The 19,070-nt window shown below is 69.4% G+C and carries 17 protein-coding genes; 4 read left to right on the plus strand and 13 right to left on the minus strand.

Features of this window, described 5'->3' with window-relative positions; all coding sequences use genetic code 11:
* Positions 1–565 precede the first annotated feature (565 nt).
* The 4 genes from FMEAI12_RS30060 to FMEAI12_RS30075 all read right to left on the minus strand — a co-directional run bounded on the left by FMEAI12_RS30060 (position 566) and on the right by FMEAI12_RS30075 (position 4,725).
* Entirely contained in the window at positions 566–1,009 is a 444-nt protein-coding gene (locus FMEAI12_RS30060) for a VOC family protein (protein ID WP_112108720.1), read from the minus strand.
* Between the two features lie 629 nt (positions 1,010–1,638).
* A complete protein-coding gene (locus FMEAI12_RS30065) occupies positions 1,639–2,802 on the minus strand; it encodes a hypothetical protein (protein WP_112108690.1) in 1,164 nt (387 codons plus the stop codon).
* Complete coding sequence (locus FMEAI12_RS30070; RefSeq protein ID WP_112108691.1) at positions 2,799–3,419, minus strand: SigE family RNA polymerase sigma factor; 621 nt, start codon at positions 3,417–3,419, stop codon at positions 2,799–2,801. The genes FMEAI12_RS30065 and FMEAI12_RS30070 overlap by 4 nt, the downstream gene beginning before the upstream one ends.
* A gap of 637 nt (positions 3,420–4,056) precedes the next feature.
* A complete protein-coding gene (locus tag FMEAI12_RS30075; protein ID WP_165938537.1) occupies positions 4,057–4,725 on the minus strand; it encodes a TetR/AcrR family transcriptional regulator in 669 nt (222 codons plus the stop codon).
* A gap of 100 nt (positions 4,726–4,825) precedes the next feature.
* On the opposite strand from FMEAI12_RS30075, the gene FMEAI12_RS30080 reads away from it, so the two are divergent.
* On the plus strand, positions 4,826–5,851 hold the full coding sequence (locus FMEAI12_RS30080) for a hypothetical protein (protein WP_112108692.1): 1,026 nt from the start codon (positions 4,826–4,828) through the stop codon (positions 5,849–5,851).
* Here FMEAI12_RS30080 and FMEAI12_RS30085 read toward each other — a convergent pair.
* The 3 genes from FMEAI12_RS30085 to FMEAI12_RS30095 all read right to left on the minus strand — a co-directional run bounded on the left by FMEAI12_RS30085 (position 5,839) and on the right by FMEAI12_RS30095 (position 9,489).
* A complete protein-coding gene (locus FMEAI12_RS30085; RefSeq protein ID WP_146776795.1) occupies positions 5,839–6,612 on the minus strand; it encodes a hypothetical protein in 774 nt (257 codons plus the stop codon). The two genes, FMEAI12_RS30080 and FMEAI12_RS30085, sit on opposite strands and share 13 nt — an antisense overlap.
* Before the next feature lie 276 nt (positions 6,613–6,888).
* Complete coding sequence (locus FMEAI12_RS30090) at positions 6,889–7,533, minus strand: dihydrofolate reductase family protein (RefSeq protein WP_112108694.1); 645 nt, start codon at positions 7,531–7,533, stop codon at positions 6,889–6,891.
* Between the two features lie 876 nt (positions 7,534–8,409).
* Positions 8,410–9,489 (minus strand): GlxA family transcriptional regulator, encoded by a 1,080-nt coding sequence (locus FMEAI12_RS30095; RefSeq protein ID WP_235014806.1) that lies wholly within the window; start codon positions 9,487–9,489, stop codon positions 8,410–8,412.
* 130 nt (positions 9,490–9,619) lie between these two features.
* Here FMEAI12_RS30095 and FMEAI12_RS30100 point away from each other — a divergent pair, with 130 nt between their 5' ends.
* Positions 9,620–10,681 (plus strand): NADPH:quinone reductase, encoded by a 1,062-nt coding sequence (locus FMEAI12_RS30100; RefSeq protein ID WP_112108695.1) that lies wholly within the window; start codon positions 9,620–9,622, stop codon positions 10,679–10,681.
* Between the two features lie 61 nt (positions 10,682–10,742).
* Here FMEAI12_RS30100 and FMEAI12_RS30105 read toward each other — a convergent pair whose 3' ends face one another.
* From FMEAI12_RS30105 to FMEAI12_RS30115, 3 genes are all read right to left on the minus strand, one after another.
* Positions 10,743–12,077 (minus strand): YhgE/Pip domain-containing protein, encoded by a 1,335-nt coding sequence (locus FMEAI12_RS30105; protein WP_235014809.1) that lies wholly within the window; start codon positions 12,075–12,077, stop codon positions 10,743–10,745.
* 201 nt (positions 12,078–12,278) lie between these two features.
* Positions 12,279–12,977, minus strand: a complete 699-nt coding sequence (locus FMEAI12_RS30110) for an alpha/beta fold hydrolase (RefSeq protein ID WP_112108697.1) — start codon at positions 12,975–12,977, stop codon at positions 12,279–12,281.
* Between the two features lie 481 nt (positions 12,978–13,458).
* Positions 13,459–13,878, minus strand: a complete 420-nt coding sequence (locus tag FMEAI12_RS30115; protein WP_112108698.1) for a hypothetical protein — start codon at positions 13,876–13,878, stop codon at positions 13,459–13,461.
* Positions 13,879–14,000: 122 nt separating this feature from the next.
* Between FMEAI12_RS30115 and FMEAI12_RS30120 the strand changes: the two genes are divergently transcribed.
* A complete protein-coding gene (locus FMEAI12_RS30120) occupies positions 14,001–14,660 on the plus strand; it encodes a hypothetical protein (protein WP_112108699.1) in 660 nt (219 codons plus the stop codon).
* 185 nt (positions 14,661–14,845) lie between these two features.
* Here FMEAI12_RS30120 and FMEAI12_RS36775 read toward each other — a convergent pair whose 3' ends face one another.
* From FMEAI12_RS36775 to FMEAI12_RS30135, 3 genes are all read right to left on the minus strand, one after another.
* The gene (locus FMEAI12_RS36775) at positions 14,846–15,046 is read right to left on the minus strand and encodes a hypothetical protein (RefSeq protein WP_160144355.1); all 201 of its coding nucleotides are present in this window, start codon (positions 15,044–15,046) and stop codon (positions 14,846–14,848) included.
* A gap of 241 nt (positions 15,047–15,287) precedes the next feature.
* Positions 15,288–17,066: a SulP family inorganic anion transporter gene (locus FMEAI12_RS30130; protein ID WP_112108700.1), complete on the minus strand. Its 1,779-nt coding sequence runs from the start codon at positions 17,064–17,066 to the stop codon at positions 15,288–15,290.
* Positions 17,063–17,404 carry a metalloregulator ArsR/SmtB family transcription factor gene (locus tag FMEAI12_RS30135; protein WP_071062374.1) on the minus strand — a complete coding sequence of 114 codons (342 nt, stop codon included), beginning with the start codon at positions 17,402–17,404 and terminating at the stop codon, positions 17,063–17,065. The genes FMEAI12_RS30130 and FMEAI12_RS30135 overlap by 4 nt, the downstream gene beginning before the upstream one ends.
* Positions 17,405–17,905: 501 nt before the next feature.
* Here FMEAI12_RS30135 and FMEAI12_RS30140 point away from each other — a divergent pair.
* Positions 17,906–19,009 (plus strand): endonuclease/exonuclease/phosphatase family protein, encoded by a 1,104-nt coding sequence (locus FMEAI12_RS30140; RefSeq protein ID WP_235014811.1) that lies wholly within the window; start codon positions 17,906–17,908, stop codon positions 19,007–19,009.
* Positions 19,010–19,070 lie beyond the last annotated feature (61 nt).

The raw sequence follows: 19,070 nt of genomic DNA on the forward strand, positions 1-19,070 counted from the left end.
CCGCTACCCTCGAACACGCGCACCCGTCCACTCGGCGATCACTTCCTTCAGCAAGAGCGATCATGCCGAATGGCGGGTGCGTCCTACTTCCCGGAATCACCGGCGCTACGCACAGTCACAACCGGCCGTCGCCGGCAGTCACCGGACAGACACGATCTCCGGCGAACTGGGAAGAGCCGGATTAGCCTGCTAACAAGCGTCTCCCCTGTTCACCGGCCAGATTCGCCGCTAACGGGGCGCTAACAGTTAGCGGGAGAGCCGCTAACTGTTAGCGCGGTTACGCAGGCCCGAGGCCGTACCTGCTGTCACGCTCAGCAACCACATTGGCCGCGTTAGTAGCATTCCGTCTGTCGTTCAACGGCGACGGCTCTGCCTGGGGAAGCTGGCGGACGGTGACGGGTGAGTGTAGGGATCGGATCTACCTGGCCACTCCGAGCTGGCGAATCGCGGTTGTTGGCCAGCGTCAGAACGCTGGATGTGGCCGAGGTTGGCCAGCGTCGTTCAGGACCTGCTGCCGCGCCGCTTCGGGAGAGGGGCGCGGCAGCAGGCCTGCGCCGGTGTCAGGTCAAGCCGGGGCGTCGGCGTCCTGCATCGAGGGCGCGAACTCCTCGGGGCCGTTCTGCGCCGCCGCCGGATCCATCCACATGACCTGCCAGCCGTGGCCGTCGAGGTCGAAGAAGCTGCGTGAGCACATGAAGCCATAGTCCTCCAGGCCATCCGCCTCGACGCCGCCCGCGGCCAGCGCGGCCTCAGCGACCGCGTCGACCTCCTCGCGGGACGACACGCTGAAGCAGTAGAGCGCCAGCGTGTGCGTGGCGGGATCGGCCATCGGCAGCTTCGCGAACTCCGCGAACTTCTTGTGGCTGAGCAGCATGACGCTGGCCTGTTCGCCGACCAGCATGCAGGCGGCGGTCTCGTCGGTGAAGTTCGGGTTGAAGCTGAACCCGAGCTTCGCGAAGAACGCCTTGCTGCGCTGGAGGTCCGCTACGGGGATGTTCACGAACAGCATGCGGCCGGGGTGCGCGGGAGTGGTCACGGCGGGTCTCCAGGTCGGTAGTGGGACGGGTACGTCCTGGTAGACCGGGCGGGCCGGCGGAACTCATCGGTAGAGCCCGGAGCGTCCGCGCGCCAGACCACCGGGCGGCCTCACCATCTCCGTCGCGCCCATGCACGAGACGTCAGGCGAGCCATCACCGGCTCGCCTGGCTGTTGCGCTCTGCGCGGATCTGCCGCCGGCAGACCGCCAAAGCCCGCCTGATACGAGCCACGCCACCCGAGGACTGGCCAACCATCGCGGCCATTGACCATCTACTGGCCAACCATCACAGCGAGTGGCCATCCGTCCCCGATCCCTACAGTGAGGCGGTGTCGGGGCCGCCGGTTCGCTGGTGCTTGCCGCAAGCGGCACAGGTGCTTGCGTAAGCACCCCTGTAAAGCGGGCAAAACCATCTCTGAGCTGCTGGTCTGCGTGTAAGCGCCTTGGTCGCCGGATCGGCGAAAACCGGCGAGAACCGACCTTACGGACGCGGCCGGAGCCGACCGGCTCGGTTGATCTAGAGGCGGCTCTCCTCCTGAGCCTCCCCGTGGGGCGGAAGTCGGGGACACCGGTCTCGACGTCGGCCCGCCCTGTCCGCCCAGTCAGAGGGGCTGAGAGCCGCGGAAAGTCAGCTTCGACGGGATCGGCCAACCGGACTCGTCAACCGGACCGACACACGAGATCCTTACCTTTCCGACGTCGGTCTTGACGATCCCGTCGCGGCCAGGCGCCACGCCGGGGATAGCTAGACCGCTGTAGGTCGCCACCGCGTCGGCCGGTACGCCCGCGGGAGAGTTCGGCGCCTGGACGGCCGCGTCGATGCACGCCTGGCTCATTTCGATGAACCGCTGGCTGGTTGGGTACCCGGACCCATAGTTCGGGATCTTCCAGGCGTCCAGGCGGTCGAGGAGTTTTCCCGCGCCGTCGAAGGCGTAGAACGCGAGGGGCTGGTCTATTGCTGGGAAGTTGGCGCCTTCGACCTTGAACCGGGCGAGGAAGCCACCGTCATCGAGGATCGGGACGACGATACTCTCTCCGGTCGGGAACACGGCCAGCACCATTGCCACGTCCGGCGAGACCCGCCCAGCACCGAACCGGGCGTACAGCCAACCTGAGCCCTGGTAGTTGAACGACTTCAGTGGACCGTTGGGCGGGAGCAGATACTCGTTATAGTAGGGTGCTCCATTTCCTTCCGAGCCTTCGACGCGGTCGACGGCGGGACCGCCGTCCTTACCGGTGGGGATATCGCAGTAGGCCATTTCGGTCTCGGACACGATTATCGCGGCGTAGCCCTGTTTGTCATGGATCGCGCCGAGGACCCGGCCGGTATCACCTGGTATGTTCACGCTCTGAGCACAGGTGCGGATCAGCGTCGCCTTCTCGCTCTCGGTCAGCGGCACGGCGCGGGGAGTGTCCACCAGACGGATCTTGATCGGCGGCTGTCCGGCCGCTCCGGGCACCTCAGGGGGCACCGGCGGTTGCGCCGGCCTCGACGTCGGCGTCGAGGCCGATGTTGGTGTCGCCCCGGCGGGTCCCGCGGCGATCGCGTGGTCAGGCTGGCCCGTGCGCGTTACCGCGAGCAGGCTCACGGGGATCGCGACGCCGACGAGGACGACGGCGAGCGCGGTGGCGAGCCGGCCTCGGGTGCGGCGGCGGCGGGCGCCGGCGCGGATGGTGCTGGGAAAGGTCGGACCGAAGGCCGGCGTGGGCTCGTCGTGAGCGAGGGCGCGCAGCTGGGTCCGCAGGTGTGCGTCGTCGAGGGTCATAGCCGGTCTCCCTCGGGCCTGGTGGTAGCCAGCCGCGGTGCGCGCTGGCGGTGGTCGCGGTCCGTCAGGATGTCGGGTCCCGCGGCGACGGCCGGTGCGCTGATCGCGCGGAGGTGTTCGCTGGCGCGCAGCCGGGCCAGGCCGCGGGAGGCGTGGGAGCGCACCGAGCCGATGGAGCAGCCGAGGGCCGCGGCTACGTCGCCCTCGGGCAGGTCCTCGACATAGCGGAGGACGACGACGGCACGCTGGCGGGGTGACAGGAGGCGCAGTGCCCGGATGAGGCTCTCGCGTTGGGTGATCCGGTCGGCGAGGTCGACGCCCACCGCGGCGACGTCGTGTGACCAGGGCCCGTGGTCGTGCAACGGGACCTCGACGACCCGGGCGCGCAGCCGCCGCCACCGGCTCGTCGCACCGTTGACGATGACCCGTCGGAGATAGGCCTCGTGCCGCCCTTCGTCGATCTTGTCCCAGCGCAGGTAGGCCCGTTCGAACCCGCCCTGGACGAGGTCCTCCGCCGCGGCCCGGTCGCCGCCGGTCAGCAGGATCGCGCTCGAGAGCAGCCGGTTGGCCACTCTGGCCACGAATTCCTCGAAGACCCGTTCGTCATCCGCGTCCACACCTCGCCTCCTCGCGATGTCACCGCTGCTGCTGATGTGACGCGCGCGGGCCGGCCAGCTATGAGGCTGGATGGGGTTCTGTCCGGCGGCCGAGGACCGCGGCGCCCCTGTCGGCCGGCCCGCCCCGGGGCGTAGGCGGTGGAGTCCACATCGCGCGGTGGATGTCACGGGGGGATCGCGTGATGATGAGTGCGTCACGCCGGTGAGCTATCTGTCGGGGGCGGGTTGAGGCGGTCCTGTGGGGCGGCTGGTCCGATCCTGAGCGATCCGTGCCGGCCTCCACGGTGGTTCGAGGGTTACCACCCTGCACGTACTAACCTGCACGTACTAACTTTTGGCCCGTCGTTCGACGGTGACCTGAGAGACCCTGCGGAAACGACTACGCGTCGGCGCTGCCACCGCCCGCCGACTGGTCGCACAGCTGTGCAGTGATGTCCATGTCGCGCTCGACGGCCAGGGCGAGTCGGCGACGTAGAACTCGATAACACCACGCCCTTCTGTGCCGGTCGGGGAGGCGTGCCCGCGGGCTTCCCCGTCATCCGGCCGGATGACGGGACGTCAGGGCTCGTGACTCGGGATTGCGCGAAGACCTCGCTATGGTCCTCGGATGCCGTTCGGAACCGGGCGGTGAGGCTGGTCACGGGTGTGGGTGTGCCTGGCCGTTGTCGGCGGTCTGTGGGCGTCTCTCGGCTGCCTCGAACGCGGGCCCGAGTGGCGCGAGCGCTGCTCGTAGCAGTTCAGGCAGCGAGCCGGACAGTAGGACGAGTCCCCCAGCTGCGGGGGAGGTCGCGGTGGTCAGCCAGCGTGTGAGCGCGATTCGCACTGCGGTGGCGACGCTCGCTGCGAGTACGTGGGCGGTGAGCTGGTCGCTGTCGCCCAGGCGCTCGGCGATCACGGCGGTGAGGGGCTGCTCGATCTCGTTGACGGTGCCGAGGAAGGCATCGCGAAGCGTGGGGCGAGTCGTGATGAGCAGTAGTGCGCTGGGATCGTGGCTGCCCGGGTCGGTGTACTGCGCCACGATCGCCTCGATGATGGCGGTGGCGAGTGGGGTGCTAGCGGCCTGGGCAGCCACTGCCGCCGCGACCCGTGCTTCCCGTTCCGCGGTGACGGCGGCGACGATCGCCTGTTCGCGGCTGGAGAAGTAGTTGTTGTAGGTCCGTGGCGAGACCCCGGCGGCCTCGGCAATGTCGTCGACCCGCACGCCGTCGGGCCCACGCTCCAGGGCCAGCCGCAGGGCGGCCTCCCGTAGAGCCTTCCGGGTGGCTTCCTTCTTCCTCTCCCGTAGGCCAGGCGGTGGCGTCGTCACCAGGCCAGCATCCCACGGCCACATGCGTACGCGCAAATTTGCGTGCGCGCATCTTTCTGCTAGCGTCGGATCGTCTCCCTCGCCAGGAAGGACCAGACGCATGCGCGCCAAGGGCATCACGTACGACACCGGCTTCGTCCACAAGGGCGAGATCTCCCGCCAGCGCTTCCACTCCGACGTGGTCAGGCGGGAGCTGGCCATCATCCGAGACGACCTGCACTGCAATGCTGTCCAGATCACCGGCGGTGACCCGGAGCGGCTGGAACTGGCCGCGAGCCACGCCGCGGAACTCGGGCTGGAGGTCTGGTTCTCGCCCTACCCGCTGGAGCTGACGAGCGACGAGATCCTGACGCTGTTCGCCGACTGCGCCCACCGCGCGGAACGCCTCCGGCAGCAAGGAGCCGCGGTCGTGTTCGTCACCGGCGTGGAGTTGACCCTCATGAACCGGGGATTCACACCCGGCGACACCCTCGCGGAGCGACTCGACCTGCTGCTGGGCGAGCCCAACGGCCGACTCGAACGGCTCGCCGAGATAAGTGCCCGTCTCAACGACTTCCTCAACGACGCAGTCGCCGTGGTCCACCAGCACTTCAACGGGAAGGTCACCTACGCTGCCATACCGTTCGAGCGGGTCGACTGGACGCCCTTCGACATCATGTCGCTCGAACTCATCCGATCCGCCGAGGTCGCCGACCGGTACCGGGAAGGCGTACGCACCCTCGTCGCGCAGGGAAAGCCAGTCGCGATCACCGGATTCGGCACGGCCACCTGGCGCGGCGCCGGCGACAGAGCGCCCCGCAGCATGGAGATCGTCGAGTCCGACCCGGAAACCGGCGCCCCCCTCCGTCTGAACGGGACCTACGTCCGCGACGAGGCCGGCCAGGCCACCTATCTGGCCGAACTACTAGAGATCTTCGACACCGAGGGGGTCGACAGCGCCTTCGTCTTCCTCTTCGCGCTCGAGAGCCATCCGCACCGTCCCGATGGTGATCCCCGCGACGACCTCGACCTGGCCAGCCCTGGCATAGTCAAGATCCTCGAGGACCACCACGGAGACACCTATCCCGACATGGCCTGGGAACCCAAGGCCGCCTTCGCGACCATCGCCGAGCACTACGCCACCTGAGCACCCCGCCACAGCGTCCTCTCAGGTCCAGTTTCCGCATAGCGCTCGATGTCCACACAGGACAAGAACACGGCGACACGGCGATGCAATCGATTGCCGGCAGGGTACTGGCCGGGTGACGCCGGCGCCTCAGATCGATCGAGCCCGAGTTTCGCGAGCCGGGATTCGATCGCGCCCCGGCCACGCTGAGGAGCGTCGATCATTTCCTGCACCGTCCAGTGCGCCTCGTGTTCCTGCCGGAGTTGGTCATCCTCGCTGGGTGACCATGGCTCCCCGTGGCGAGGGTGGTCTCGCCGTTTCCGTTCCAGCACCCGTGCGTACGACGGCGTGGGAGACCAGTCGACCGCGACGAGGTCATCGACCGCATAGGTGGCCAGGACCTCGTCGCCGCAGCGCAGGTAGACGACACCGTCCATCGCCGACAGCCCATCCGCATCGGCGACCTTCTCGACTGTTTCGCCGCCGATACGGACCTCGACCCGTGCCCGCGGCGGCGCCGTGCGCTGCCGAGGACTGTCGAGCCGCTGCTCCAGCAGGGCCGACCAGACGTCCCCCGCCGGTGTGGCGGTCACCAGTCGCCAGCCAGCCTCGCCCAGCGAGTTCAGCGTCTCCGCGAGGCGATCAACGCCCACGGTCACCATTCGGTAGCGAAACTGGCTCATTGGGCAATCGTCGTACATCGGCGCGTACAGGTCTTCAAGATAGGGATCACAGTCCGAAGAACGGGACCCACCTCGCGGCATCACGACGTACCAGATCATTCCGGCCCGGATCGCAGGCGGACGAGGCTAACCCCGTCTCGCCACTACACACCGCGCAGTCGGGCACAGAGTGGCCCCTCATCCCTTCCGCGGATGGGGGGCCGTTCACGTGTCTGGCGTTCCTCCGACCAAAATAGTCACCCAGAACAACAATTTCCGTGGTGGTTAACGGCCTCAATGCCACAGGCAGGCAGGGGCCTGATCCGACGCCGTGACGGAATGCCGGCCTGACGGATTCACCGCCGACGACACGGACCCACCTGGCACGGGGCGGCTTCAGTCGTCGCGCCCGGCACCGCGATCGGGTGCGCTCATGTCCCCCGTCCCGGGCGTGCCCTCGGCGAGCCCGTAGCGCAGGTACACGGTGCCCTTCGGACCGGCTACCGGCGGTTCGAGGAGTGTGACGTTCGTGGGCACCGCGCCCCCGTCGAACACCTTCTTCCCGACGCCGAGCACGATCGGGTGCACCCAGAGGTCGAGACGGTCGAAGAGCTTCTCGCGCAGGAGGGTCTGCACCAGGTTCAGGCTCCCGACGACCTTCACGTGCTCGTGCCGGTCACGGATCTCGCGCACCGCGCCGGCCAGATCCGGGCCGAGCTGCGTGGACCCGGCCCACGAGAGGTCGGGCCTGCCGCGGGAGGCCACGTACTTCGGGACGCTGTTGAAGAGCGTGGCGATCTCGTTGTCCTCGCCGCCCTCCTGGTACGGCCAGTAGGCGGCGAAGATGTCATACGTCCGCCGGCCGAGCAGGAGGGCGTCCGTGCCCTCGTACGCGGCACCGACCTGCGCCCCGGCGACCTCGTCCAGCAGAGGCGCCTGCCAGCCGCCGAACGGGAACCCCACCGGGTCCTCCTCGGGGCCGCCGGGCGACTGCCCGACGAGGTCGAGGGTCGCGAACAGCTCGATGTGGATGAGACCCATGCCTTACTCCCGATGAGTTGGTTGTCTCCGTCGGGAGGTAGACCTGTGGGCACCGGCAGACTCATCGCTGCGACGGCACCCAGCTTCGTACTCGTCGACCGCCTCGCCCGGCGCATCGGTCACCACCGGCGTCCTGCGGTCAGCGTCCTTGCGACGCCCGGCAGGTATGCCGTGCGCCTTGATCCAGGCCCGCGCGTCCGATTCCTCGAACAGCACATGCCGACCGATCTTGAAGCACGCGGCCCGGTGCCCTGCTTACGCCACCAGGCCGGGACGCCGCACCGGCACTCCCGCAGGCCCTGATCCGAATGTGGCCCATCCGGGGTTTCAGGGGCCGCCGGACAAGGCGTAGGAGACGAGGTGGGTGTCGTCCGGGTCAGCCACCCAGATGACGGTCGAGCACAGTGTCTCGCCAGCGACCACGGCCAAGTGCTCGGGACGGAACACGGTTGCGCCCCCGGTGTGCGGCCTACTGCCACGAGAATTCCGCCCTCCGGGTTGGCCCCCGCCCTCGTCACCGGACCGCTTCGGGTGACAGTGTCACACATTCCCTCCCGCCTGGCGGACAGTGACGGGTGAGGCGGTGTCGGGGCCGGTCTGCCGGCGCTTGCCGAAAGCGGCATAGGTACTTGCGTAAGCGCCCCCGTAAAACGGGCAATACCGGCCTTGCAGCCCCCTGTGCCGAGCGGCTGGCCGAGCCAGGGGATCAGATGGTTTCCGCGTGAGCGACCACCGAAGGTAGCAGGCGAAGTCATCACGTGATGAATGCCCACCGCGCCGGCCAAGGAGCCGATGTCCCGAGACACGCTATTCGCATGTCCTGAGCCAGGGCACTACCAGGGGCACCATACCCATGCTGACCTGCGACAGACCCGACTACCAACGATCCAGTGGATTGAGTACAGCGCTGCTGGACCCCGAACGAGGTGTGATGGTCGCACCGCCGCGATCACGGAAGGTCTGCCGGTAGGCAGTTGGTGAGACACCCGTCGCGGCTCGGAAGTGCTGACGCAGCGAGATCCCGGTCGCGAAGCCCGTGTGCCGGGCGACCTGGTCGATCGGCAGGTCGCTGCTCTCGAGCAGATACCTGGCCCGCTCGACCCGTTGCCCGGTCAGCCACTGCCCGGGTGGGAGGCCCACCTCGTCCCGGAACCTGCGGCTGAATGTCCGCACACTCATGCGCGCGTGGGCGGCGAGCTCGGAGAGGCTGGTCGGCTCGCCCAGGCGACGGAGCATCCACTCCCGGGTGCTGGCCGTGCTCGTCCCGGAGGGCGGCGGTACAGGGCGCTCGATGTACTGCGCCTGGCCGCCGTCGCGCCAGGGCGGCACGACACAGCGGCGGGCCGCGCGGTTCGCGACCTCGCTGCCATGATCGCGGCGGACGAGGTGCAGGCACAGATCAATACCGGACGCGGCGCCCGCCGAGGTCAGCACGTCCCCGTCATCGACGAACAGGACGTCGGGGTCGACCGTCACCCGGGGGAACATCCGGGCCAGGCGCTCGGCCTCGAACCAGTGGGTGGTGGCCCGGCGTCCGTCAAGCAGCCCGGTGGCTGCGAGCAGGAACGACGCCGTGCAGATCGAGACGACCCGGGTGCCCGCCGCGACCCTGGCGAGGGCCGAGGCCACCAGGGCGACTGACCGGGGGTCGACCAACCTGCTCCGTTCGTCCGGCTCGTCCGATCCGGGCCAGCGGGACGGGCCGGACGGGCCGGCCTCCTGCGGATGGCCCGGCGCGAGAACCACGGTGTTCGCCGTCCCCAGCATGTCGGCCGTGTGATCGACGGCGACGGTGAACCCGGCGGCCGTGCGTACGGGCTCGCCATCGACGGTGCAGACGACGACGTCGTAGAGCGGATCGCCGGCCGGCCCGACCGCCGCCCCGAAGACACGGGCGGGTATGCCCAGCTCGAACGGGATGACGCCGTCAAGCGCGAGGACGGCGACGCGATGCATGGCCAGATCCTATCGAACAGTGACTATCAAGCCACTCCTGTCCACGCCCCGGCCGGGGCATCCTGACCTCACGACGCGGAGCGCACCAGGAACTGATCTGGGTCTGAGGAACGATGAGGGGACGAGATCGATGAGGGCGATCGTGTACGAACGCACCGGTGATTCGGAGGTGCTCCGGCTGGTGGAGCGTCCCCGTACGGATCCCGGGCCGGGCCAGGTCCGAGTACGGGTCGCGGTGTCGGGAGTGAACCCGACGGACTGGAAGGCCCGCAGTGGCGCGCACGGACCGGTCCCACCGGGCGGGCTGGTCCCGAACCAGGACGGCGCCGGTGTCGTGGACGCCGTCGGTGCCGGAGTCGATCCCGCCCGGGTCGGGGAACGGGTGTGGATCTGGGAGGCGGCCTGGCGACGGCCCGACGGCACCGCGCAGGAGGAGATCGTGCTGCCCGCCCGCCAGGCGGTACCGCTGCCACCCGGTGCATCCTTCGATCTCGGAGCCAGCCTGGGCATCCCGGCGATGACCGCGCACCGGACCCTCACCGTCCATCCGGAGGGCCCGGCCGCGCTCGGACCGTCGGCGCTGGCCGGCCGGACCGTGCTTGTCGCGGGTGGCGCGGGCGCGGTCGGACACGCGGCGATCGAGCTTGCGCGCTGGTCCGGCGCGAACGTCGTGACCACCGTCAGCTCACCCGGGAAAGCGGCGCTGGCCGCCGCCGCAGGCGCCCACCATGTGGTCAACTACCGCGAACCCGACGCCGCGGAGGCGATCGGCAAGGCTGCGCCGGACGGCGTCCACATCGTCGTCGAGGTGAACCCAGGCGCGAACGCCGAGCTCAACCAGCAGGTCCTGGCTACCAACGGAGTAGTGGTGATCTACGCCGACGGCGGCGGGACGCATCTGCCCATCCCGATTTTGCCGTCCATGATGTCGAACACCCGGCTGCAGTTCATCCTCGTCTACACCATGCCGGACACGGCCAAACTCCAAGCTGTCAAGGACATAACAGCAGCGGCAGCAGTCGGCGCGCTGCGCGTCGGCACGGACGCCGGTCTCCCGCTACACCGGTTCCGGCTGGAACAGACCGCCGCAGCGCATGACGCAGTCGAGGCAGGCACCGTCGGAAAGGTCCTCGTCGACGTCACCCATGCCCAGGAAGATCCCGAACAAGTTCACCTTCCGGACGAGGAATAGTTTCTTCTTTTCCGACCGGTTATTCGAGATCAAAAGAGGACGACCACGACGGTCCGTGCTCTCATTCGGCCCGTTCCTGGGCCCGGTAGTCCTGGACGGAACGATCGACGTACGCCAGCAGCTCCGGAGTCAGCCGGTGCAGCGCCCGTCGGTCGTACCAGCGGACGATAAGGGTGCCCACGGCGAGCCAGCAGAGCAGGCCGATCGCGGCCGCCACGACGCCACGGGTCAGACCCGCGTCAGCCTGGGCGCCGAAGTACAGGATCGCCCGGTCGCCGGCGAGGATCTGCCGCAGCGGCTCAGCCTCGCTGAGCAGCCGGAAGAAGCCGGGTAGTGCCTCCACGGGGACGGTCCCGCCGGCCGAGGCCAGGCCGGCGTAGACGAACAGCAGGATGGCGACCAGCTGCCCGGGGGTGCCGAGCACCGCGAAGAGCACAATCGTCCCGGCGGCGACGCTCGCCGCGCACAGCCACGCGTACAGCCACAGCAGCAGCGGATGCGGCGCGTCCATGCCCACCACGCCGGCCGCGACCGCGAGCATCAGGCCGGTCACCACCGCGGTCAGCACCGCCGCCATCGCCCATTTGATCAGCAGGGTCCGCCACCGGCTGATCGCCTTGGGCTGGAGCTGGGTCCATCGGGGGCCGACCTCGGAGGTCCCGTAGCCGAGTGCCGCGTCCACCGTGGAATGCAGGATGGTCCCGGCCAGGAACCCGCACATGAGGGTCAGCAGGGCCAGGTAGAAGGCGCTGAGGCCGAGCGCGCTGCTCGCGGGCGGGGGATGGAACTGGCTGGTCGTGACTGTCACCGGGTTCGCCAGGAACGCCTTCGTCGCGGCGTCGTGGGGCCCCGCGCCGGCCACCGCCGTGAGCTGGCCGCTGACCGTCCGCGAGGCGGCGGCGACAGCGGGCTGCAGGATGCCGGTGGCCAGGCTCACCCCCAGCGTGCCGGCCCGCGGGTTGGTCAGCAGCTGGATCGCCCCGGCACCCGCTGTCCCGGCCGACGACGGACCGGCTGCCGACGAGCCGGCTGGCGGCAGACCGGCCTGTGCCAGGAGCGAGGCGGTGAAGTCGGGCGGGATCACGACGGTCGCGTACGCGCGCCCGCGGTTCATGGCTCGTTCGGCCTCGGACCGGGTCACCGGCTCCAGCCGCAGCCGGCGGGACACCGCGGGGCTCGCCCGCAGGCCGGTCTCGATCCGCCTGCCGATGTCGAGGTGTTCTGTTCCCAGCGTGGCCCCTCGGTCGCTGTTCACCACCTCGACCGGCAGGTCGCGCACATGAGCCAGCGGGTTCACCGCCGACGCGAGGTACAGCGCGGTCATCGACGCGACGACGACCGAGGCCAGGACCAGCGGCAGCACCCACACCGCGCGTTGGCGCAGCAGGTCGCGCACGCGAACCGGAAAGTCGTCCCGCGGTGTCCCGTTCTCCGGACCCAACAGACTGTCTCGTCTCACTCAGGCCCCGTGGGCACACGGTTCACGGGCCGGCCAGAAGGCCGCCGGCCCGCCACGGGACACGCGGACATCGCGTCAAGCGCTCTCGGGGAGGATCGGGCCCGGAGGGAGGCTTCCGGGGCGTGACTCGTCGTCAGGTCAGGCGGTCACCGACTTGACGGCCGTCCTGATCAGGTCCGCCACCACGGTCGGCTGGGAGAACATCACCAGGTGCGACGAGTCCACCTCGACCGTGTCGACGCCCGCGCGCTGGTAGCCGAAGCGCTCGACCTCAGGATTGATGGCGTGATCCGACGTGGCGACGATGCCCCAGGCCGGCCTGGTCCGCCACGCCGCGGCGGGTGCCTTCTCACCGAACGCCGCCGCGGACAACGGCCGCTGCGACACGGCGAGCACCGCGGTGACGGCCGGGTCGACGTCGTGGGCGAAGACCGCCCGAAACTTCTGGACGTCGACCGAGAGATCGACACCGCCCGGGAACGGTGTGGCGACCAGCGCCGCGCCCAGGTCGGAGTCGGGGAACCGCCCCTGGAGCTCGCCCAGGGCCTCGCCCTCCTCGAGGACGAAGCCGGCGAGGTAGACCAATGCCTTCACGTTCTCGGCGACACCGGCCACGGTGGCCACCGCGCAGCCGTACGAGTGGCCGACGAGGACGACGGGACCGTCGATCGCCGCGAGGACCGACCCGAGGTACTCGGCGTCGCCGACGAGCGAGCGGTTCGGGATCGCCGGTGCCACCACCGCGAGGCCGTCGGCGAGCAGCTCGGGAACCACCCTGGCGAAGCTGGACGCGTCGGCGAAGGCGCCGTGGACGAGGACGACAGTGGGCTGCGACATGCTTTTCCATCTCCCCTGGTCGAAGTTGTGCGGCCCGAGTACACCAGGGTGTACTTGACGATTTGTGTAGCGTCTCCGTACCGGGCGACCGTGCCCGTCGACCCCACGCCACGCGCCTTGCCTCCGCCGTTCTCCTGGCCGTGGTCGTGTTTCCTCTCCCCGGCTTCGCCCCGTCGGCGAAGGACTCCCGACGGCCGTGGCGCGTCGGCCGGTCCGGAGTCCTGTGGGCCGGCCGCGAGTGGCACGGACAGTGACGGGAAAGGCGGTGTCAGGACCGGTCCGCTGGTGCTTGCTGCAAGCGGCATGGGTGCTTGTGTAAGCACCTGTGCGCGCCCCTGGCCGAGCTGGAGCGGCTGCTCGACACCATCGGCGCGACGCACCGGCGGGCGAGCCGGCCGGGCCCCTCTCGGGGGCGGTCCGCGAGGGGCGGGACGTCGACGACCACGCCGGCGGGAACGCTTCCGGCGCGGTCGTCGACCTGTCAGATCGGCTCGAAACCCAGCCAAAAGCTGTAAAGGCTGGTGCCGTCGGCCGCGTCGTCGATCCGGAACCCGATCAGGTCGCTGTTGTGCGTCCAGTAGATGGCGTACCTGTCCTGTTCGTGGACGCAGATGAGGTCACCCTGGATGACATTGTTGAACACCCAGGTGGACGCCAAGTCGTCCCCGTTGGCGCACCTGCCGGCGCGGGAGAGCCCCGCTCCGCGCGCTTGGGCGTCGCGCGACCTCGCGGCCTGGTCCGGGAAGGCGAACGCCTGGACCGAATGCTCGTTGCCGGCGCTGCATACCACCGCAGCCGTCACGTCGTCGCCCTCGCCGTCCGGGTATCCCGCGCAGTCTGAGAGCGCGTTGGGGCGGAGCTTGTCGACGGGCGCCTGCTGCGCCGCGGTGAGGCCACCCACCTGGGTGGGCTCCGCCGCGCTCGCGGTCGGCTCAGGGGTCGGCTCCGGCGTAGCGGAGGCCGATGCGCAAATCGCTGGATGATCGCGATGGTGGAGCCTCCGGTCGCGGCCGACGGAAATCGTTGGCCGCCTACGATCAGACCGGGCAGTCTGTGCTCGTGGTCGTCCTCCCGTTCCCCGAGAACCGCACTGTGGGCACGATCGATTGGATTGGCTCCTCCTACGACCACCTGGGGCCGCTGCCGGCACGCGGTGACGTGGAAGTACCGGACGGCGGGGAGGTGACCCTGGAGATCCACCCCGCCGCGGAGCTGGATGGCCACGACGGCAGAACCGTCGAATCGGCCTCGGTCAGCTGGTCTCCGGTCGACGTGCGCTTTCTCGATCAGCTGCCCTCCGACAGCATCACCGGGCTGTCGATCACGTACGCGGTTCAGCCCGGGTCGCTGGCCGCGCTCGCTCACCTGGCCCCGGGCCTGCGCAGGCTGACGCTGGCCTGGACCGATCTGACCGACGAGGCGCTGCCGCACCTGGCCGTGTTGCGGCACCTGGCCTGGTGGCAGAGTTTCGGCAACCATTTCAGCGACGCCGGGGTGCAGCAACTCGTCGCGCTGGAGGAGCTCGACCACCTCTACCTCGAAGAAGCAACCCTCACCCTGGCTGGTTTCGCCTTCGCCCGGCGTCTTGAACGGCTGTGCCGCCTGGGCGTCCAGGACGCGATGCTGTCGAAACGGGACCTGAAGACCCTTCGCCGCCAACTCCCGGGCGTGGACGTCGGGTGACGAGGATCCGTAGCGGCATCACGGCGCGGGCCGTCGAACTCGAACGGCTACACGCCGACGTACACCGACTATGGGCGCGCCGGAGCCTGAGCGCGGACCAGTGGGATGCCTGGGCTCGGGAGGCGGACCGCTTCGACCTGGCGGTCCGAGACTTCTACAGCCGGTTCGACCGCGCCGCCAAAGCGCTACGGAGCGGGGAACCTGAGGAGGTCGAGACCGCCGTCCAGTTCCTCGAAGCCGATCCGTGGTGCTTTCGATCCGGCTACATGAAAGCCGAACTGATGCACCGCCTCGCCAACGGTCCCGATCTGGACGCCCATCACCATCGGCTCCACGACGTCGTGGGTAGACGGCTGACGGAACCGCAACCCCGTCTCCTGCGCCACACCGCCCGCCAGGGCGCATCAGGTTCGATTCTTCCTGCACCTCGTCGAACAGCGGCTGCGGACCGAAGGCAGAACACTCGACGGGTGCCCCGGTCGCGACAGCGGCCACCGACCGCGCTGACCTTGCGGGGTCGGGCAGATCGGCCGCGGTCGCCCCGCACTCGGGGTAGGTCAGTTCCGCCGCCTGGTAGCGAACCAACTCCCGTTCCAACCGCCCGGCGACGACCAGACGCATCCTCGTTCACGAAGGGCCGTGGGGCTGGGCGGGGATGAGTGCTCGGGCGTATGCCAGCGCGGAGGGGGCGTCGGGAAACATCCGTCGCCGGTCACCGGACTCTGCTGTGATGCCATAGGCGCCGAGTGTCTGGTGGTGTTCAGGGCGGACCCCGGACAGCAGGGGCACGACTCCGCGTGCTTCGAGGTCGGTGAGGGCGACGGACAGCGCGGCGGCTCCGGTCGCGTCGACGGCGCTGACCCGTGACATCCGGATGAGGACCACCGAGTCGTCGTGAACGTGTTCCAGCGTGGGCAGCAGACGGTGGGCGGCGGTGAACGACAGCGGCCCGTCGATCCGGAGCACGGTGACCGGAGCGGGGCCGGAGCCGGGTCCGGAGCCGGGTCCGTGGGGACGGCTGTCGTCGTCGAACGGAAGGTGTTCCACCCGCGCGGTGCCGGCGACCTGGCGAAGCGCCAGCGCCCCGGCGAGGGCCAGCCCCACGGCAACGGCCACGACGAGGTCGACCACCAGTGTCACCGCACCCGTCAGTACCATCACGGCCAGTTCACCACGTCCGGCGCGGGCCAGGGCCCGGACGGCGTCGGTCTCCACCATGCGGATCGCGGTCGCCACCAGGACACCGGCGAGTGCGGCCAGGGGGATGTACCTGACCAGTCCCGCCGCCGCGGCCACCACGGCGGCGATCACGACGGCGTGGATGACGGCGGACAGCCGGGAGGCCGCACCCGAACGCACGTTGACCGCCGTCCTGGCGATCGCCGCTGTCGCCGGCATTCCACCGAACAGCGGCACGGCGAGGTTGGCGACGCCCTGGCCGAACAGTTCGCGGTCGGGGTCGTGGCGCCGCCAGCCGCCGGCCCCGTTCGAGCCCCGGCCCGGGTCCGACGATGCGCGCATCTCGTCGGCGACCGTCGCCGACAGTAGCGATTCCAGGCCGGCGAGTGCCGCGATGGCGGCGGCGGCCGGCAGCAACTCCGGGACCATTCCCGGGTCGAGGAATCCCCACGACGGCGCCTGCAGACCCGATGGCAATGCCCCGACCCGGGCGACACCGTCGACGTGGATCAGTTCGACGGCGACCGTGGCGAGGGCAACGGCCGGCAGGGACATCGGCACCGAGGGCCGCAGCCGCGCACCCAGCAGCACCACGACGGCGACCGCGGCGCTTACCGCCACCGACGTCCAGCGCGGTTCGTCAGCGAAGCGGGCGAGGGCGCGGGCGGCCACCGTCACCACCTTCTCACCCTCGGGTGTCGGCACCCCGAGGGCCGCCGGGACCTGCTGCAGGGCGATCACGGCTGCGATTCCGACGGTGAACCCGACGACCACCGGCATCGGCACGAGGCGCGCCAGGCCGCCGACCCGCCCGAGCCCCAACCCGACCAGGATCATCCCTGCCATGAGTCCCGCCATCAGCACGCCGTCAACTCCGCGGGCGTGTACGACCGGTACCAGCACGACGGTCATCGCCCCGGTCGGCCCGGAGACCTGGAAGTCCGAACCACCGAAGACCGCGGCGAGCACGCCGGCGATGATCGCGGTCGCCAGCCCGGCCTCGGTTCCCATTCCCGAGGAGATCCCGAAGCCGAGTGCCAGTGGCAACGCGACGACGGCGACCGTCACCCCGGCCAGCAGGTCCCTGGCGGGAGCCCGGCGGACCGAGCGAACGGTGGCCGAGTCGGGCAGTACCGCCCGGAGCCGTTCCCACAGGGCCGCCGTCGCGTTCCGCGCGAACGGCCGCCGCGACGGCGGGCCCGACGGCGCTTCGCCGGCGGCGTTCACTCGGACCTCGCGTCCGCGTCGCGCAGTTCGGCCAGGAGTTCCTCCTGGCCAAGGAGGAGATCGGTGAGAATGCGCCGCGCGGTACGCATCAGGTCCGCGACGTCGGTTCCGGCAAGGGCGTAGACGACCGTCGTGCTGTCGCGGGTGGCGGTGACGATGCCTGCGCGGCGCAGTACGGCGAGCTGTTGGGACAGGTTCGAGGGCTCGACGTCAATGGCCGCGAGCAGGTCCCGGACGGGCGTGGGCCCGAGCTGGAGGAGCTCCAGTACCCGGATCCGCACCGGGTGGCCGAGCATGCGGAAGAACTCCGCCTTGGCCTGGTAGAGCGGCACCGACATCATCGTTTCCGGGAGATCCTTTTCGGGTTTGGCGTACCTGGGACGGCCGCACGGGTGCGGCGCCCACCTGTCCGCGGAAGCATAACAACTTGAAGAAGTCTTCAATTCATCATCAACCAGCAGTGCGCAGGGTCACACCGGCCTCAGTGCCAGTACGTGGTGGTCGCGGGATGCCGGACCCTCCCACCGGTGACCGTCAGTCCACCGGGATGCGCGTTTCCGCATCCGCTCGTGCGCAGGGAGACGTACCAGCCAGTGACGCCAGACAACCCCGGCCAACAACGATCCAGCAGGGTCATGCACAGCGTTCCCACACGTGCCGCTGTTCGACTGATCCGTGAACCCCGCAAATAAAAGTTCTGGCGTTTTGCCCGGCAGTGTCCGATCAACGGTGGATGCGGTCCGGCCTCGCCGTTCGCCGCGTTAAGCAAGATTCCCGCCCGTCGTGTTCGACGGCGAGTGACCTTGGATGGGTGTCGTTCCGGTCGAGGCGTTGGGTTCGTGCGGGGGCGCGCCACCGGTTCGCAGACGCTGACCGAACTCGGCGGCACGATCAACACCATCAAGCTGACCAGCAGCAACGCGCTCCCCGCGCCGGCCCCCGTCAGCTTCGCCGATGCGTTCGCCAAGACGGGCAACCTCGAGGCCCAGCCTCTTGAGCCGGGCGCGTACGTGCTCGACTGGCTGGAGGTCCACGAGGGCATGCGGGTCACCGTCGCCCAGGACACCCGCCTCATCAGCCCGGTCGACACCGAGTTCGGCGAGCTCTGGGTCACCCTGAAGCCGGCCCAGAACCCGACCCCGCGTGGCGGTTCGGCGTACGTCTCCTACGACGACCCCAACAGCGGCCGTCTGATGCTCCAGGCCCTCAACGGCGCCCCCGGAGGCAACATCCGCCAGGTGTTCCTGTTCAACCCGGCCCGGACGGCCTTCGTCGACCGTCCCGGCGGCGACGCCAACACGGCCGTGACCGTGCTCAAGGCGCGCCCGACCAGCAACCAGATCATGCTGTCGGCCTCCCCCGGCCGCATCAACCCGACCAGCTCCGTCTGGAACGCCAGCCGCAAGCCCCTGGTCGGCGAGTTCCTGTACGACGGCAACAAGCAGCTGTTCGTCATCGCCAACCACTTCAACAGCAAGGGCGGTGACTACCCCCTCACCGCCGCGGTGCAGCCGCCGAACCGGACCTCCGAGGTCCAGCGCATCGGCCAGGCGACGGAGGTGCGCGACTTCGTCGCCGACCTGGCTGCCAAGAGCGGCAACACCGCTCGCGTGGTCGTGCTGGGTGACATCAACGACTACCAGTTCAGCCCGACCCTGGCGACGCTGACCGACAACGGTGCACTACTGAAGACGCTGATCAGCGAGCTGCCCGTGAACGAGCGGTACAGCTACGTTTTCGACGGCAACTCGCAGACGCTGGACCACATCCTGATCAGCCCGACCATCAAGGGCTACTCGTACGGTGTGGTGCACATCAACGCCGAGTTCTCCGACCAGGCCAGCGACCACGACCCGCAGATTCTTCGGATTCTGACGGGGTGCGGGTCCGAGCCGCTGCCCGAGCGCTGCCGCCCTGGTAGCCCCGTGGTGGATGTCAGGTAACACCCTCTCGCGGTAAGAAAGCCCCCGTCCTCTTCCCGGGGGACGGGCGCTTTTTGTTTCA

This window comes from Parafrankia sp. Ea1.12, assembly GCF_900465275.1.
GTDB lineage: Bacteria > Actinomycetota > Actinomycetes > Frankiales > Frankiaceae > Parafrankia > Parafrankia soli.

Coding starts and splice junctions, on each gene's coding strand:
- FMEAI12_RS30060 (WP_112108720.1), bottom strand. CDS start 1,009: ATGCTGTTCGTGAACATCCCCGTAGCGGACCTCCAGCGCAGCAAGGCG.
- FMEAI12_RS30065 (WP_112108690.1), bottom strand. CDS start 2,802: ATGACCCTCGACGACGCACACCTGCGGACCCAGCTGCGCGCCCTCGCT.
- FMEAI12_RS30080 (WP_112108692.1), top strand. CDS start 4,826: ATGCGCGCCAAGGGCATCACGTACGACACCGGCTTCGTCCACAAGGGC.
- FMEAI12_RS30085 (WP_146776795.1), bottom strand. CDS start 6,612: ATGATCTGGTACGTCGTGATGCCGCGAGGTGGGTCCCGTTCTTCGGAC.
- FMEAI12_RS30090 (WP_112108694.1), bottom strand. CDS start 7,533: ATGGGTCTCATCCACATCGAGCTGTTCGCGACCCTCGACCTCGTCGGG.
- FMEAI12_RS30095 (WP_235014806.1), bottom strand. CDS start 9,489: ATGCATCGCGTCGCCGTCCTCGCGCTTGACGGCGTCATCCCGTTCGAG.
- FMEAI12_RS30100 (WP_112108695.1), top strand. CDS start 9,620: ATGAGGGCGATCGTGTACGAACGCACCGGTGATTCGGAGGTGCTCCGG.
- FMEAI12_RS30110 (WP_112108697.1), bottom strand. CDS start 12,977: ATGTCGCAGCCCACTGTCGTCCTCGTCCACGGCGCCTTCGCCGACGCG.
- FMEAI12_RS30135 (WP_071062374.1), bottom strand. CDS start 17,404: ATGTCGGTGCCGCTCTACCAGGCCAAGGCGGAGTTCTTCCGCATGCTC.